15 protein-coding genes, 2 tRNA genes and 1 other RNA gene are annotated in these 16,463 nt (G+C 36.1%); 12 read left to right on the top strand and 6 right to left on the bottom strand.

From position 1 onward, the window contains the following. Positions 1-27: 27 nt before the first annotated feature. The 5 genes from AC6H4V_RS09420 (at position 28) to AC6H4V_RS09400 (ending at position 3,990) form a co-directional block, all read left to right on the top strand. Positions 28-1,188, top strand: coding sequence for a hypothetical protein (locus AC6H4V_RS09420; protein WP_497606632.1), 1,161 nt, complete (start codon positions 28-30; stop codon positions 1,186-1,188). Positions 1,189-1,302: 114 nt separating this feature from the next. Then, the gene (locus AC6H4V_RS09415) at positions 1,303-1,746 is read left to right on the top strand and encodes a MotA/TolQ/ExbB proton channel family protein (RefSeq protein WP_497606631.1); all 444 of its coding nucleotides are present in this window, start codon (positions 1,303-1,305) and stop codon (positions 1,744-1,746) included. Then, positions 1,721-2,290 (top strand): hypothetical protein, encoded by a 570-nt coding sequence (locus AC6H4V_RS09410; RefSeq protein ID WP_497606630.1) that lies wholly within the window; start codon positions 1,721-1,723, stop codon positions 2,288-2,290. Before AC6H4V_RS09415 ends, AC6H4V_RS09410 begins: the two co-directional genes overlap by 26 nt. A gap of 12 nt (positions 2,291-2,302) precedes the next feature. Continuing rightward, positions 2,303-3,337 (top strand): hypothetical protein, encoded by a 1,035-nt coding sequence (locus AC6H4V_RS09405; protein WP_497606629.1) that lies wholly within the window; start codon positions 2,303-2,305, stop codon positions 3,335-3,337. A 392-nt stretch (positions 3,338-3,729) separates the two neighbouring features. Further along, positions 3,730-3,990 carry a hypothetical protein gene (locus tag AC6H4V_RS09400; protein WP_497606628.1) on the top strand — a complete coding sequence of 87 codons (261 nt, stop codon included), beginning with the start codon at positions 3,730-3,732 and terminating at the stop codon, positions 3,988-3,990. Between the two features lie 62 nt (positions 3,991-4,052). Here AC6H4V_RS09400 and AC6H4V_RS09395 read toward each other — a convergent pair whose 3' ends face one another. After that, positions 4,053-4,436 (bottom strand): hypothetical protein, encoded by a 384-nt coding sequence (locus tag AC6H4V_RS09395; RefSeq protein WP_497606627.1) that lies wholly within the window; start codon positions 4,434-4,436, stop codon positions 4,053-4,055. A 91-nt stretch (positions 4,437-4,527) separates the two neighbouring features. Between AC6H4V_RS09395 and mobF the strand changes: the two genes are divergently transcribed. Further along, complete coding sequence (mobF, locus tag AC6H4V_RS09390; RefSeq protein WP_497606626.1) at positions 4,528-8,655, top strand: MobF family relaxase; 4,128 nt, start codon at positions 4,528-4,530, stop codon at positions 8,653-8,655. A 533-nt stretch (positions 8,656-9,188) separates the two neighbouring features. Here mobF and AC6H4V_RS09385 read toward each other — a convergent pair. Continuing rightward, positions 9,189-10,223: a hypothetical protein gene (locus tag AC6H4V_RS09385; protein WP_497606625.1), complete on the bottom strand. Its 1,035-nt coding sequence runs from the start codon at positions 10,221-10,223 to the stop codon at positions 9,189-9,191. Positions 10,224-10,379: 156 nt separating this feature from the next. Between AC6H4V_RS09385 and AC6H4V_RS09380 the strand changes: the two genes are divergently transcribed. The 4 genes from AC6H4V_RS09380 to AC6H4V_RS09365 all read left to right on the top strand — a co-directional run bounded on the left by AC6H4V_RS09380 (position 10,380) and on the right by AC6H4V_RS09365 (position 12,262). Then, entirely contained in the window at positions 10,380-10,577 is a 198-nt protein-coding gene (locus AC6H4V_RS09380; RefSeq protein ID WP_497606624.1) for a helix-turn-helix domain-containing protein, read from the top strand. A 129-nt stretch (positions 10,578-10,706) separates the two neighbouring features. Further along, a complete protein-coding gene (locus AC6H4V_RS09375) occupies positions 10,707-11,426 on the top strand; it encodes a Lin1244/Lin1753 domain-containing protein (protein ID WP_497606623.1) in 720 nt (239 codons plus the stop codon). Next, the gene (locus AC6H4V_RS09370) at positions 11,416-12,057 is read left to right on the top strand and encodes a hypothetical protein (protein ID WP_497606622.1); all 642 of its coding nucleotides are present in this window, start codon (positions 11,416-11,418) and stop codon (positions 12,055-12,057) included. The genes AC6H4V_RS09375 and AC6H4V_RS09370 overlap by 11 nt, the downstream gene beginning before the upstream one ends. A gap of 13 nt (positions 12,058-12,070) precedes the next feature. After that, entirely contained in the window at positions 12,071-12,262 is a 192-nt protein-coding gene (locus tag AC6H4V_RS09365; RefSeq protein ID WP_497606621.1) for a helix-turn-helix transcriptional regulator, read from the top strand. On the opposite strand, the gene AC6H4V_RS09360 is transcribed toward AC6H4V_RS09365, so the two are convergent. Both AC6H4V_RS09360 and ssrA read right to left on the bottom strand, forming a co-directional pair. After that, positions 12,234-13,448: a tyrosine-type recombinase/integrase gene (locus tag AC6H4V_RS09360; RefSeq protein ID WP_497606620.1), complete on the bottom strand. Its 1,215-nt coding sequence runs from the start codon at positions 13,446-13,448 to the stop codon at positions 12,234-12,236. The two genes, AC6H4V_RS09365 and AC6H4V_RS09360, sit on opposite strands and share 29 nt — an antisense overlap. Positions 13,449-13,636: 188 nt before the next feature. Beyond that, positions 13,637-14,015: a transfer-messenger RNA gene (ssrA, locus tag AC6H4V_RS09355) on the bottom strand. Positions 14,016-14,306: 291 nt separating this feature from the next. On the opposite strand from ssrA, the gene rfbA reads away from it, so the two are divergent. Continuing rightward, entirely contained in the window at positions 14,307-15,182 is an 876-nt protein-coding gene (gene rfbA, locus AC6H4V_RS09350) for a glucose-1-phosphate thymidylyltransferase RfbA (protein ID WP_428729140.1), read from the top strand. Continuing rightward, complete coding sequence (gene rfbB, locus AC6H4V_RS09345; RefSeq protein WP_497606619.1) at positions 15,175-16,251, top strand: dTDP-glucose 4,6-dehydratase; 1,077 nt, start codon at positions 15,175-15,177, stop codon at positions 16,249-16,251. Before rfbA ends, rfbB begins: the two co-directional genes overlap by 8 nt. A 6-nt stretch (positions 16,252-16,257) precedes the next feature. Here the strand turns inward: rfbB and AC6H4V_RS09340 are convergent. Together AC6H4V_RS09340 and AC6H4V_RS09335 are read right to left on the bottom strand one after the other, a co-directional pair. Then, positions 16,258-16,333 (bottom strand) — tRNA-Phe (locus AC6H4V_RS09340). Positions 16,334-16,384: 51 nt separating this feature from the next. After that, positions 16,385-16,460: transfer RNA gene (locus tag AC6H4V_RS09335), tRNA-Phe, on the bottom strand. Between the last annotated feature and the right edge of the window lie 3 nt (positions 16,461-16,463).

Genomic DNA, 16,463 nt, shown 5'->3' with positions numbered 1-16,463 from the left:
CATTGCGGGAGATGTAAAATGAGAAAGATGATTAAAGTTGTAAGTTTATTAGGTTTATTGACTATGGCAAGTGTATTTACAGGATGTAGCGTAACTCCACCACAACCTTTTAGTGGGCAAGTAAATAGCTCTAATATTTCTGAAGAACAAAAGGCAATGGCTCTAAATAAAAGTTTAAAAGAGTTAGTATGGCCGGTCGGACAAGCGACAGGAGGAGCTAGTGATGTAGATAATAATAACTGCTTGTGGGTTAATGGCAGGATTAAGGACTCTAAAGACGGCTATAAAATAAAAAGTATGCGTAAAAACTGCTATAAAATCCAAAATGATAAAATCGTTAAACTGCCTGAAGAATTTAAGTGTGTCATTACTAACGGGCAGAAGTACGGCGAGCTAGAAATTGATAAATGCAGTGAAGGACCTGATAACGGGTATTGGAGAAATTATATTAAATTTGTCGATGCGATGTCGAACAATATACCTGCGAAGTATAATGAAAATGTGCTAATACAGATAAAAAACAACTCTTTGATTGCTAAAGGTTTTATGAATATTGAAGATTTGCATAGTTCAGAAAGAGCAGAACGCACAGATTGGGCAGGAAATGTACACGGTAAAAATATTTGTAGTGTATATATGGCTAAAGGTGAAAATCTTGCGAGATACTATGCTCATACATGGGTGTATCCTGAATACTACAATAAAATGAGTGATACAAGATATGGCGGCATGGATGTGCTTGCTATAAAGGCGCTTATAGATGCCAAGGGTAATATTTATGGTAATCTTGATATTAGAAATTTAGATTTACAGACTTCCAAGATGAATTTAAAATCTAATATGACTTCAATGACACAAGCTAAAAATATTATTAACTTTTTAAATTCTAAACAAAGTGTGCAGCTTGTTCAAGCTTATTTTGCTGCAAATGACATAGTGGGACTTGACTTTGGCAAAGGACTTAAAATTAATGGGGAATATAATAATTGTAGATTTTGGGCGGAGGATTTTAAAAATTCTGCAAAATGGATCGTAGAAACTCTTTTATCTAAAAAAGACGATAGTGTACACCTAAAATTATTTATTATTTTAGGAAGCGATGGGCATCCTGATGATAAGGCTATGACAATATTGAATTTACCTGGCGTAAAGAGAATGTACGACATTATAAGTTCTTCTTCAAATTAATAGATACCCCTTTATAAAAGGGGGTATCTGCTTCTCGTTTTTAAAATAAATCAAAAAAATTATGAATATCAATAGAGAGATAAAAAACTCTAAAAACACAAAAGGAGTATACACATGAGTTTAGAACAGATTAAGTTCGCTATTGAGGCAGGAATAATGATAACGCTTGCTATTTCAATGGTTACGATTATATATCTTGCGATTAACCGAAGCGGAGCCATTTCAATGCTAAGGTCGCAACTACAGAGTTTTAAGAACAAGACAGAGTTAGAAATAGAGCTAAATAAGAAAATAACATTTTTATTTTCTATTGTCTCTAACGCGGTTTATATAGGATTGTTCGGTACGGTTTTAGGAGTAATGGTTACTCTATCGGCAATTGAACAGGTTGAACAAAAAGCACTTATATCATCGTTATCACTGCCTCTGTTGTCAACAGCAGTTTCTATCATAGTAGCGATTATAGGCACATTTATTTTTAACTCTGTTAGTGCCAAAATAGATGAAACACTAAAAATGTGGGATATTGCTCATGGCAACGATGTCAAAACACACTAATCCCATAAATATAGCGCCGTTCGTTGATATTCTGCTAATACTCTTTGTAATTCTTATAGTAGCGGCAAGATTTAATACTGTAGAAGATACTACAGTAGCTGCAAACAAACCACAAGAGATTGAAAAGCAAAAAGACAAAGACATCGATGTTCAAAATCTTGAAGAAGAGATAAAAAAACTATCTAATGAAAACAAGGAATTGAAACAGAAAAAAGAGAAAGAGGCTTCAAATCTAAAAAAAGAGTTTGAAAAACAAAGCAGCACAAGCAAAGATATCGCTACTTTAAACAAAGAGGTAGAGGAGCTTAAAAAAGAGAATAAGAGACTATCAAAGATGGGGTTAAACATAGAAATAGACTCCTACGGCGGGGTATACTTGATTTCTGACGGTGTTAAGAAAAAAATATCTCCCGAAACGGTAATAGATGTTGTTATGGCAACAGACAGCCTTATCGTTAAGGGTAATTATGCGCAAACGGCTGAATCTATGAACATTCAAAATTACATCTTAAGAGGCATAAACAGCCTGGAAATAAAAAAATAAAGGAGAGAACGGATGAAGAAGATACTAATACTAAGTGCAATCGCTATTAACCTGCTTTACGCAGATATAAGCAACAATACTCAAAAGCAAGATCAGCAAAGTGAAGCGACAAGAGAGCAGCGGCAAAAGAGCATTAACCAAAGCGATACAAAATCTCTTACCAAAAACCAAGGCAGCGAGAATTCGATAAATCAATCGCTTACCGACACGCTTACCAGTACAAGAAGCGTAACCCAAAGCATCAACAAGAGTAAAACCGGCAATTGGAGTATAAGCATCAATCCGGTGCCGTATGTCTTAATGCAGCTAAGAGATAACGGATGGGATAGAAGAGCTTTTTTCTTGACCAATAAAGATATCGGCACATCTTACTACTATGCAGACGATGATGATGAGATAATAGATCTCAATAAAAAAGCGTTCAACGAAGCTAAAGCATCCACAAGGGGTAAAATGCAGCGTTCTCAAGTCGCAAAACTTCAAGAGATCATTACGCTTCTAAACTATTCGGGTGCTATTGCAGACAGAGCAATAAGCCATATGAACAAGTTTAACAATCCGGATGCAACGGATATAGAAAATATTGCATTCAATACACTTAAAAAAGCAATAAAAGAAGTTCCGGTAAAAAAAGTAGATATCCATCAATGCAGCTACGGCGGTAACAACGATACCTATACTTGCAACAACGGTGAATATACTGTATCTTTAACGAGTTCAGTTCCTACATTGCTTAAAAACGGAGTACCTTTCTACAGCGCAGAGAGGATAGGATTTTCTACTCCTAGCTTAACTTTATCGTTTGCGACAAGTACAAGTGATGCAATGAGCAAATTAGCACAGGACAGTCAAACTAAAGCAGTTGCTCAAGCAGTTAGAGAGTATGCAAGCTACCTAAAAAGCCATGGACAAAACGATACGGCTTCACGAATTGAAAGTGCTTTTGTGGAGAAAGCTCTTACTACAAATGTAAGCAATACCGCCACGGCAACGGTGCAGGCTATTAACTCAGGTTCGCCTACTGCGGTATTGAAGATTTTTCAGTGATTGATATAGCAGAAGGTAAATAGCAGCCAGAGGGGTAACTAATCCCTCTGTTTTGATTAATAAAGAGCGGGTGTGAACACCATCAATATTAAAAAGACTACTATTAAATTGGATAACAAAATATTTCCTTTTCCATAAGTTCCCACCCACCCCTACCATGCCTAAAAAAAGGCAAAAAAAAAGGGTTAAAGCCGAAGCTCTAACCCTATCTTATGGTAGTCTGGTAGTTAGTCAGACAAGATTTACATTGTTATCCAAGCGAGAAAATTATATCATAGAAAAATAAATAGTTGATTTTTTGTTTTACTCAAAAAATAAACGAAAAATTATGAATATCAATAGAGAGATAAATATCAAAAATTTATCTCTTAAAAAAAACAAAAAAAGGATTTATGATGAGTTTAATTAAAAAATACGCTGCTGTAAGCGGCAGAGAAGAAGCAGAAGTATATCTTGATATGTTTCCTGCGGTTTTGGCTATCGTAGGTTTGATTTTATTAGGTATTGCAGCTGATAGTATCTTTATACCATTAGCAGTTGTTGTGGCATTTATTCTCGTAAATATTGTACTGAAGATACTTGAAGTGCTATCTTATAGCTTTGGTTCTTTGATGGAGATTTTGCTGGTCGGCTTCTTTTTTAAAAAAAACTGAAGTAAAAAACTAGGGGGGGTCAGGGGTAAAAAACCCTTGGCGTTAATTGTCTTCTAAAATTATTATTTGCAAGCCCATGGGCTTTCTTTACATAGTATATCAAGATTTTTTTGAGCTTTTAAATTCCCTAATTTTGCTGCTTTAAGCAAATAATCTCGTGCATTAAGTTTGTCATTTTTATAATAATATAACACACCTATATTCAGATATTCTTCATGGATGTGTGGTTCCATAACTGTCCCTTTACAATTACTCTCAAGGAATTTTTTTCCTGCTAAACAGACATTCATATCACCTTTTTCTTTTTTAGTTGCTTGAAATTCGCAAGTTGATAATGCGTTAAAACACTCAGTAAATAAATCAACATCATTCTCTTTTGCATTAGAACTACTTGAACTCAATAAAATTATTGAAAGAATCAATAAAATTTTTCTTAAAACTATCATATGTACAACCTAATCTTATTAAAAAATTAATTTAAATTTTACCACAAAAAATTATGAATATATATAAACACTAAAAACAGGAGTTTATATTATGATCGCAACACCGACATGGGGGACATCAACCTCAATTATGGATTATCACAAAGAGTCTAAAGACAACTATTATAAAAAAGAGGGTGATTTAGGTATCTGGCAAGGCAAATTAGCTACAGAGTTAGGCTTAAGCGGAGCCATTAACGATAAAGACCTTGAAAATCTTTTAAACGGTAAAAATCAAGAAGGTACACAAATATTAAAAAATATATCTATCGATAAAGCGACGGGAGAGAGAACGAGAGCAGGATTAGATCTAACTTTCAATGCTCCTAAATCCGTATCCGTTGCTTATGAACTTGCAAAGGCTACCGGTAATGAAGCTCTGGCTTCTAAGCTGCTTGAAATCCACAATAACGCTACGACTAAAGTTCTTGAAAAAATAGAGAAAAATTACTCTCAAGCAAGAGAAACCAAAGACGGTATCACTACTCATGTAGATACCGGCAATCTAGCAATAGCTAAATTTCAACACGACACGGCAAGACCGATAACAGATGAGAAAGGTAATGTAACCGTAGACCCGTCGCTTCATACTCATGCGGTTATTATGAATATGACCAAATCCAAAGATGGCACATATAAAGCTATTGAGTCTAAAGAGATATTTGAGAACTATAGAAGTGCAGGAATGGAATATCGCGCAGTCATGGCTGCAGAACTAAAAGCGGCAGGGTTTGAAATTGTAGTAACCGACTATAATCAAGGTTTTTATGAAATCAAACTCTCTCAAGATGAAAAACTAGATGAAAAGATACTTGATAGTCAGTCGTTACGCTCTAAACAGATAGAAGAGGCCTTACCTGCTTTGAAAGAGAAGTATCCTTATAAATCGGAGAGCGAACTAAAGCAGCTGGCGGCTCATCAAACAAGAGAGTTTAAAGGTGAGATAGACAGAGATAAAATTAGAGAAGATAATCTAAGCAGAGCTTTAGAAGCAGGTTTAACACTTGAAAATATCAATGATTTATCTAAATCCATGGAGCTAAAGCAAGAAGAGCTAAAAAACCTAACTCCCGAACAGATACAAGCTCAAAAGGATGAAGATAAAACCAAAGCAAGGGATGCGCTCAAGATATCTATACAAGTTATGACGGATGAGAAATCAGTATTTGAAAAAGAAGATATCATGCAAAATGCTCAAAAGTTTCTTCTCGCAGATGCTATCAATCCGCAAATACTAGATCAGGTATTTAAAGAGCAATTTATATCAAAAGAGGATGATAGACTTATTAAAATACGAGATAATAATTACACGACTAAAGAGATATTAAATCACGAAAAAAGTGTACTAGATATGCTCAAAGAGTCTAAAAATCAAGTGCAACAAATTCATACGCAATCAGAAGCAAAAGAGAAGCTATCTCGATACTCCGAAAAACAGGAACATCCTCTAACAAAAGGACAAGCCCAAGCAGCGGCGCTTATATTATCTTCTAAAGATTCTATCATAGGTATTCAAGGAGATGCGGGAACAGGTAAGACCACGATGCTAAAAGCGGTAAATGCCCTAAAAGAAGATACCAAGCTGATAGGATTATCTTACACCGGCAAAGCTGCCTCAGAGATAGAAACCGCAACGAGAGAAAAAGAGAAAGAAAAAGCATCCCAAACCACTTTTAAAGAGGGAGGCATCAAATCATCCACTATTGCCAGTTTTTTAAACGGCATTGAAAACGGCACTATTAATAAACAAGAACTCAAAGATGCAAAGCTCATAGTCGATGAAGCCTCGATGTTAGGTATAAAAGATGCAAATAAACTTTTATCGTTTGCAAAGGAAGCAGGTGCGCAAGTCGTACTAATGGGAGATGTCAAGCAGTTTAAAGCAATCAATGCCGGAGATCCATTTACGATGCTACAAGATAACAATATGAAAACGGAAAACATGAACGAAGTCTTGCGCCAGAACGATAAAACCCTTAAAGAAGCGGTAAAACACTTAAATAACTATAACTCTTTTGAAGCGTTTAAAACACTAGACGATGCCGGTAAGATAAAAGCGTTATCAAAAGAGGATAATGTTATCGAAGAGATTACTAAAGAGTATTTCAAGGACAATAATAAGCCGATGGATACTACAGCTATTGCAGCTGCAAAGGATACTTTTAAAAATAATCTTATTCTAACCAATACCAATAGAATCAAAGATGAGCTTAACCACTCTATAAGAGGCGAGATGAGAACAAGAGGACATCTAAAGGGTAATGATATAAATCTCGATACAAGAGAATCATCAAGACTTACTCCATCTCAAAAATATTTCGCAAGCAACTACAAGGACTCTAGCAGTATCTTTTTGCAGGGAGATATTTATATCAAGGGCGAGGATGGAACGGTAGACAAACTAGGCAAAGGAAGTGAGTTTAAGATTATAGGCTCTGATACCAAAAGCAACACCTTAAGTGTTGAGGATAAAGAGGGTAAGAGTCATATAATAGACCTAAAGAAAAACTCTAACGCTATACAGGCATATTCAGAAGAAAAAAGAAATTTTGCTCAAGGTGAGAAAATAGTCTTTGAGAAGAACGATAAAAAGCTAGGAGTAAATAACGGAAATGTCGCAGAAATTTTAAAGATAGATGAAAAAGGAAATATTACCGCAAAAATGGAAGATAAAACTATAACTTTCAACGCATCTGAATATAACTATTTCAATCACGGCTATGCGGTAACAAGCTATAAAGCTCAAGGTCAAACTTCTGCAAATGTCATAGCTCACATGCCTGCAAAAGCTCAAAATTTCAATAGCTTTTATACCGTGGTAACAAGAGCGCAAGACAATCTAACTATCTTTACTGACTCAAAAGAAGATTTACGCTCAATGGTGCATAACGAACAAATAAAAGATAATGCTCTATCTCTAAACGATAAGTATGAGCAGAGAAAGGCAAAAGAAGAGCAGATGCAGAAACTAAGCTTTGAAGAGAGACAAGAAGCGAGAATAGAAGCCTATAATAATGCGCCTGCCTCAAAACGACAGGTTGATTTTGCGGCAAATATCGCAAAAGAACTAGGTATCCAAAACCCTGACATAGGTAAGAGAGTAAATACCGACTCTTTTATAAAAGAGCATATCGGAGAGTTTGAAAAACTTCAAACAGTTAAAACCCCAAGCGATAAACAGCTTGATTTTGCTCAAAAGATAGCAGACAAGCTATATCAAGATATCGACACAAGTAAAATGAACGCTAAAGAGACAAAGGCGTATATATCTGAAAATAGTGCAGCTTTTAACAATACTATTAAAAATCCTACAGAACATCTGCTAAGTATAGACTCTTCACAACTCTCAAGCGTACAGCAGGATAATTACTTTAGAGATTTAACCAGGGCGGAGATGTTTGCAGCATACAAAAAGGATATCGACACTCTTGAGCTGCTGGACCAAAAGCATGAAAAAGAGTTCCCTCAAACCTCTTTAGAGGAAAAGCAGATAAAGATCGATATATATGCCACCGCATTAGATATAAAAAGCAAGGACTATCTTGATGCAATGGTAAAGGAGCATACTCATTTACGGTTTGAAGAAAATATCCAAAAGTTTGGATTGGATACTCCTTTAGGTATGGCAAACGAACTAAAAAGCCAAGGACTAAACTACAAAGATGAGAAGTACAACACTCTTGCAGATCTCATAACGGAAAAGCAGTTTGAACATCTTATGAGCAAACATGACGGCACAAACGATAAAGAGCTTGAAGAGAGAAATACAAGGATGATAGAGTTCACACAAGGATTTAAAGAGCAGCTGCATGAGACAAGAGAGTATGAAGCAAAAATCAATATGATTGAAACAGAGATTGAAGCAGGTAATCTATACAAAGCTACCGAACTGCTCGAAGAGAATAGAGAATTGCTAGAAGAAAATGACCTAAAATCTCTTGAAACAACTCTTGAATACAGTATGAGTGAACAGTTTGAAACAGTTCAAGAAGAGCTGGAAAAAGAGTTTGAGAAGCAAGAAGAATTTTTACTCCAAGAGTTAGAAGATACAGCAGAACTTGAAAATGATAACTCAACAGATGCGATAGAGCCGGCTAAAGAAATTGAAGATACGGCACTTGAAAATATAGAAAATGAAACGGCTAAAGAGCGTGAAGATGAATACGAATATGAGAGGTAAAGTAATAGCAGCCAGAGGGGTAACTAATCCCTCTGTTTTGATTAATAAAGAGCGGGTGCGAACACCATCAATATTAAAAAGACTACTATAATTTTATAAAACACAGGAAATTCCTTTCCTTGAAGTTCCCACCCACCCCATCCTTGCTGGAAAAAAAAGGCAAAAAAAAAGGGTTAAAGCCGAAGCTCTAACCCTTACTTCAAGTAGTCCGGTAGTTAATCAGACAGTTTTTCCGTGTTTTACAAAAGAAATTATATCATAGAAAAATTAAATAGTTGATTTTTAAAGCGAGGATTTGGGAGACAAGGGAGTAAAAACTCCCCTGACGCTACCTAAGTAACGGTGCAAAAATGCACATAAGCAGTATTGTGAACAACAGCTTATCCATAGTGTCTCCCTGATTGAATTTCGGAGGACAAAAAAAAAGGTTAGAGGTTCATGACTTCCCCTAACCTTAATTTGTCGCTCCGTTAATTCAACCAAGCTCGTTGTTCACGGAAAAATTATATCATAAAAAATTAAATAGTTGATTTTTACAATTCTGCTTTCATATTTATCAACATTGCAATTATAAAATCAAAACTCTCTTTGCTCGTCAAATCTAAACCTGCAAGTGCCTTGCCGAATTGTGATGCCATATCTTGATTTTGCATCAAAGAGCTAAATGTTTCATAAGATATTCCGCTATCTTGTTCGTTTATCAACAAAGGGTATCCGTGTGTCTTGCTTGTTGCAAATGACACATCAACACCGTTTCCGTCTTTTAGCGTAAACCATCCACTTCTTGATTTTTCAAGAGATGAGAGAATCCTGATATTATATGATATAAAATCAGCATGTGAGCCTGTTTGCTCCGGTTTGGATTGTAAAATATTGTGTAGTTTTGCTGTTTTTTCCATTGCCTTGCGAATCCTAATTTCTTTGATTCGCATTGTGAGTTCTTCAACCATCTGTTTAATGTTTTCTGTTTTTACACTCACAACCTCTTTAAGTGCTTCTTTTAAGCCATGCTTCATCTCAGTTAATAAATCTGTACGAGAGTATATAATAAAGAAATTTTTGTGTACATTTGGATGTTTAAAGCTAAACATCAATTCAAAACCATCTAGTATATTCATGTTTAAAAATAAAAGATCCGCTCGGCTCAATTGGTTTATAAAAATAGAAGTGTGTCTTAACTCTTCCATGCGCACACCAATATTTACAAGATATTGATAAAAAACATCTTGAAATTCTTCTATACCATTAAGCCCCTGCCATGTGCCATCACTGTTAAAAGATTCCTCGTATTGAATATAATAAACAATAAAACGATAAAAAAGTTGAGGATTACCGTCTTCGTGATATAACACATTCAGTTTATTCAAAAAAGAAATAATAGAGATTGATATAGTAGTGTCAATACTATCAAACTTACGAACCCTACCACTCTCTAAGAACTCCTCAAGATCTTCTTTTGTGAAGTATTTTTCAAGCAACAAGATTATTGGGCGTTCCTCCCGTTTCCACTTATAGTAAGTTCCCTCGGCTGTGCTAAACAGGGCTGCCATAGTTTCTTTGAAAGTCATTTATCAACCTTTTAGTATTTATTGAATACAAATTTTAAATATTATTGTATAAAAGTGTTTATTAAATACTATTTAAAATATATTTAAGTATATATTGGATACTATTTTAATACATAAATGATAAAAAGTACTCATTGAGTACTAAAAGGAAACAAAATGAAAAAAGAATATTTTACGACAAATGAAATAGCTCAAGGTCTCGAAGGACTACCACCTATAAATATAGCAACCATGCGAAATTTGAGACTGAAAAAGAGGATCAGATATACAAAAGTGGGAAATGAATGCATGTATAAAAAAGAATGGATACAAGAGTACTTGGATAGAAATGAAGTACAACCGATAAAAGCATAGTCGCCTTAGCTCTCGCCCCGACCAAAGATTGAGAGCAAAAGGCTTGAAAAATACACACTTTTAAGATTAAAAGCGGTATGTAATCATACCTCATAAACCCTCAAAAGTGCCTAAAATAAAGGCAAAAAAATGAAAGAAGCATTCTATTTTCCACACTTCATCGGCGCACGAAACGACCGAAAAATCAAACGAGTACGCCGTGATTTCGGCATCGAGGGCTATGCCCTCTACTTCATGACTCTCGAAGTATTAAGAGAAGAGCAAGAGCTGTCGTATCCTCTGTCAGACATTGACATCTTGGCCGATGACTTTGGGACCTCAGAAGCCAAGCTTAAGACGATCATACTCAACTATGATCTATTCTCACTTCGTGAAGCTGGGGACGGGCACGTCTTCTTTTCTCCGAAGCAAATTCAATATCTTGAGCCATACTTTGCTCGGCGAGAATTAAGCCGCTTGAACGGCTTAAAAAGTGGAGAAATAAGAAGAAAAAGAGCCGAGCAGCTCCTCTTAACCTTGAGTGATTCGCACTCAACTAAACTGGTGTTGAACCGTTGTTCGACACCCGTTGAACTAAGAAAGAAAGAAAAGAAAGAAAGAAACAAAGAAGAAAAAGAAAAAATCAAAAAAGAATTTCTGAGACTCAAAGAGATCTCCAGGCTCTCGACGGCAGAAAGATCTAAATTGAAAATTGAAGAGCTTGATCTTGAGCCCTTCACTCGAACTATGATTCGAGATCAAGGATTCGAAGATTTGCTTGTATCAATTGAATATCATGATAGAAATGATCAAAATTGCTTAAAAAATCTTGAAAAATACCTCGAAAAAGAGGTCGAAAATGAAAACTAAAAAATTATTTTTAAGCCAAATTTTATGTAATTGCTCAAAAATCCAAAATCAAAAAAATTGGATTGAAAAGATAGACGCAATACTTGAGGTCAGCCGGGATGATGTCTTCAGGCTGCTCAAGTCCGATTCGAGCAAGTATGTCGCTGATTTTGACTTCTTCTTTGGACAAGCGTGCGAAATGTTTAAAGAGACAATCGCTAAACCAAATTTAAGAAAAAACAAAGAAATTTTTGAGGGTGGCAACCTCGAAGAGTTCTCAAATTATGTGGTATTTAGGCTCAAAAATTTAATAATAAGCTTAGGCTCAAATCCTAACTATAAAAGGTCCGCCCTTGGTATCTTTAGAGCAAATTTCGATGAAGGGAAAAGTTTTGAAGAGGAGCAAGTCCTTAAAAATTTAGAAATCAATGATTTTTTACAAAAAATTGATGAAGATAAAATTAAAGAGGGCTTAAAAAAAGCTTGGAATGACGGCATTTACGACGATTTTGGAGATTTTGAATTTTGTCAACTATGCGCAAAATTCGATTATACGGCCGAGGAGATTTTAGGGTACAACCCTAATGATGTACCTGAAATGGAGCTTAAAACCATTAAGAATGGTAAAAAACAAGCTTTATTGATTTTTTGAGAGAGATAAAAAAATGCAAAATTTACAATACTTAAATCAAAGTGATGTCGCTAAGTTATTTAATGTTCGTGTTAATACAATCCGCCGCTGGCGCAAAGAGGGTAAAATACCGCAGCCAATAGCCCTTACCTATAAAACCCTAGTTTGGGAGAAAAGCGAGCTGCAAAATTATATTGCTACTCGTTCTCTTTCAAGTGATCAATAAAGTCACTCCACCAATTCATCAATCTTATTCTTTCCTCTAAGTACTTTGCGTGGTTATATATTCCACGCATACTTCCATCCACATGCGCCATTTGTACTTCAATTGCCTCACTGTGTACCCCGTGTTTGTGCATATTTTCATGTAAAAGTGTGCTTGCCGTGTGCCTAAATCCGTGCACTGTCATTTGTCCGTTATATCCCATCCGTTTTAATCCAGAGCCTAATGTGTTTTCGCTAACAGTTCTTTTGGTGTCTATCGGCGAGGGAAATAAATATTTACTTCTATGGCGGCTAAAAGGCTCTGTTTCTTTTATAATTTTTATCATACTATCCGTCAATGGCACAATATGAGTTAGCTTCATTTTCATTTTGTCTGCAGGTATTTTCCAAATTTTATTTTCTATATCAAATTCATCCCATTCGGCATAGCGTATATTAAACGGTCTTACAAAAATATAAGGAGCTAATCGTAAAGCTTGTTTTGTTGCAAAGTCGCCTTTATAATCTTCTATCAATTTTAATAAAATTTGAAGCTCATTGACATTCGTTATATTGGGTAAATTTTTATGTTTATGAGCTTTTAGAGCTAGATTTTTATCAACATCCGCCATTATGTTTCGTTCTGCTCTGCCAATTGTTACTGCATATCTGTAAATTCTATCAATCAGTGTAAACAATCGGTGGGATGATTCTACTGCTCCTCTTTGTTCTATACGCTTAATTATCTCTAGCATCTCAAGGGGTTTTATATCATCAATATTGCGGTTAGTTAAAAAAGGAAAGAAGTCTCTCTCAAGTGCTCTTTTGGTTCGTTTTGCATAAGATTCGTTCAAATCGCTGCGGTGTTCCATGTAGCTAATCGCAATTGCTTCAAAAGTATTTTCTCTTTTTACTTCGCTCAGGTGCTTTTGATGCTTTTTATACAAAGATGGATCTTGACCGTTTGATATCATCTTTCTAAATTTATCTTTTTCTATCCTTGCATCGGCTAAAGATACATCTGGATATTGACCCAAAGAAATTGTATTTTCTTTTTTGTTGAGTATATATTTTAGTCTCCATATTTTTTTACCGCCTGTCGTAATTGCCAGTACCAATCCATCGCCATCGCGTAAAAAGTATTCTTTATCTGCTGCTTTAGCTTTGCGAATATCCGTATCTTTTAAAGGCATTGTTCTGCGAGCCATTATTTTCCTTTTTATAAGGGTATAAAAATCAGAAGAGTATGAAAAATATAAAATGTACCCTAAATAATACCCTTAAAATATTGTAATTATCTATAATTGAATAATATCATTTGTTAGCAATTATCAAACTGAAACATAGGTTTTATGGTAGTTGTAAGTGGTTATTGATAGTAATGGGATAGTATAAATGGTGGAGCTGTGGAGGATCGAACTCCAGTCCGAAACCACGCTACTCCTAACGTCTACATGTTTAGAGAAGTTGTTTGTTTTTTAATCTTGCTTCACACAACTTGCAAAGCTACGCCAGACGAGCCTCTTGGGTTCGTTTTGCATCCGAGACAAACGCAAAGTATATCTGCATAAGGGGTGATACTTCGAATCCTATTTATCCAGAGTCTATAGGTGAAGCAGCCCGTCCTCTTGCGAGGGGGTAAAACTTAAGCTACTGCTAAAGCTGGGCGATAATTTGTATTGTTTGCATTTAAGCAAGTTGAGCCGCGTAACGGAAGTGCTCAGTCCGACATGCAATTAGAAGCGACAAGATCCCGTCGAAACCAGGTCAGCCCCATTGGCGAAATTATAGCGATGTTTTGAATAATCAAATATAAATAGAGTGATTTTTAACGCATTTCAAAGTGTGAATAATATAGAATCTCTATCTTGGTATCGAAAGTAAAAATTTGATTAGACTTCTTTTATAAGCTCTGTTTGTTCACTAAGGCTTCACGGTGGGTACCCCAAATCTAGCAAGCTAGATTTGACCCTTCCGTTGCAGAATCGTTCACAAACAGAGCTTATAAAAGAAGTCTATTTTAAAAAGAAGCTGTACAAATATTTTTGTGAAAAAGGGGTAGGTGGATGAAAGGGATAATTTTAGCAGGCGGTTCAGGAACAAGGCTCTATCCAGTGACAAGGAGTATAAGCAAACAACTTCTCCCTATATACGATAAACCTATGATTTACTACCCTCTTTCTGTCCTTATGCTTGCAGGGATTAGAGAGATACTTATTATATCAACTCCACAAGATATAGGAAAATTTGAAGAGCTGCTGGATGATGGCAGTGACTGGGGTATTGAGTTAGAGTATAAAGTCCAACCAAGTCCAGATGGTTTGGCACAAGCTTTTATCTTAGGTGAAGAGTTTATAGGGAGCGATAGCGTCTGTTTGATTCTTGGTGATAACATCTTTTATGGACATGGTTTTACGCCACTTCTCAAAAATGCAGCCTCACTCCAAAGCGGTGCCGTAGTTTTTGGGTATCAAGTAAAAGACCCTGAGAGATTTGGGGTGGTTGAGTTTGACGAAGAGTACAATGCCATCAGCATAGAAGAAAAACCGCTCAAGCCAAAATCAAATTTTGCCGTAACAGGGCTTTACTTTTACGATAACGATGTAGTGGAAATCGCTAAAAATGTGAAGCCAAGCGAGAGGGGAGAGCTTGAGATAACCTCAGTCAACCAAGCGTATCTGCAAAATGGAAAACTAAAAGTAGAAGTTTTAGGACGAGGTTTTGCATGGCTGGACACAGGAACGCACGACAGCCTCATAGAAGCGGGACAGTTTGTACAAACCATAGAACATAGACAAGGTTATAAGATAGCATGTTTGGAAGAGATAGCTTATAGAAATGGTTGGATAAATAAAGAAAAGATACTTGAAATCGCAAAACCTTTAGCAAAAAATGGGTACGGTCAGTATCTTTATGATTTGGCAAAGGAAGATAATGTTTAATAGCAGTAACGAAACTATATTGGTAACAGGCTGCGCAGGTTTTATAGGCTCAAACTTTGTACCGTACTTTTTGGAAAAATACCAAAATTACAATCTCGTAAACCTAGATTTGCTCACCTATGCAGGAAGCTTAGAAAATCTGGGAGAGTGTGAGGTAAATCCACGATACAAATTTATCAAAGGTGATATCTGCAATCGTGAGCTTATAGAGTTTATCTTTAGCGAGTATGGTATACAAGGCGTTATACACTTTGCAGCAGAGAGCCATGTGGACAACTCTATCAAAAATCCGGGTGTATTTATAGAAACGAATATAAATGGAACTTACACACTCATCGACGTAGCGTATAAGTACTGGATGGAGAAACCTTTTACTTACAAAGAGAGGTTTTTAGGAACTGACACTTCAGTGTCGGTAAAAGGCGAGGTTGAAACCTCACTTCCGAGATTTCATCACATCTCTACGGATGAAGTTTACGGTACTTTAGGAGAAACAGGGCTTTTTACAGAAGCTACTCCTTACGCTGCGAACTCTCCCTATTCAGCCTCCAAAGCAAGCAGCGATATGATTGTGAGAAGCTATCATCATACGTACGGAATGAACACGGTGATTACAAACTGCTCAAACAACTACGGTCCAAAACAGCACAATGAAAAACTTATCCCGACCATCATAAGAAATGCTCTCAAAGGTAACCCTATCCCTATCTATGGAGATGGAAAAAACATCCGTGACTGGCTCTATGTGCTTGACCACTGTAAAGGGATAGACTTAGTGTACCACTCTGGCAAAAGTGGTGAGACGTACAACATCGGTGGCAGAAACGAGAGAACAAATCTTCAGATAGTAGATAGGATATGCACGCTGCTTGATGAGAAAGTGCCAAAAGAGAGAAGCTATAAAGAACTTATCACTTTTGTAGAAGATAGAGCAGGGCATGATAGAAGATATGCGATAGATGCTACAAAACTGGAAAATGAACTTGACTGGAGTGCAGATGAAAATTTTGAGAGCGGAATCATCAAAACAGTAGAATGGTATTTAGAGAAATACAATAGGAAGTTATAAAAGAGGTGGTGGCTAATCTCGGAATCGAACCAAGGACACGCAGATTTTCAGTCTGCTGCTCTACCGACTGAGCTAATTAGCCATTACAAAAAAGATTCCAAATCAAGTTTGGAATGAAGATATCAGTAAAAGATGGTGGCTAATCTCGGAATCGAACCAAGGACACGCAGATTTTCAGTCTGCTGCTCTACCGACTGAGCTAATTAGCCATC

The sequence above is a fragment of the Sulfurimonas lacustris genome (assembly GCF_059705355.1).
The sequence above is the reverse complement of the archived record's forward strand: the minus strand, read 5'-3'. Positions and strand labels throughout refer to the sequence as shown.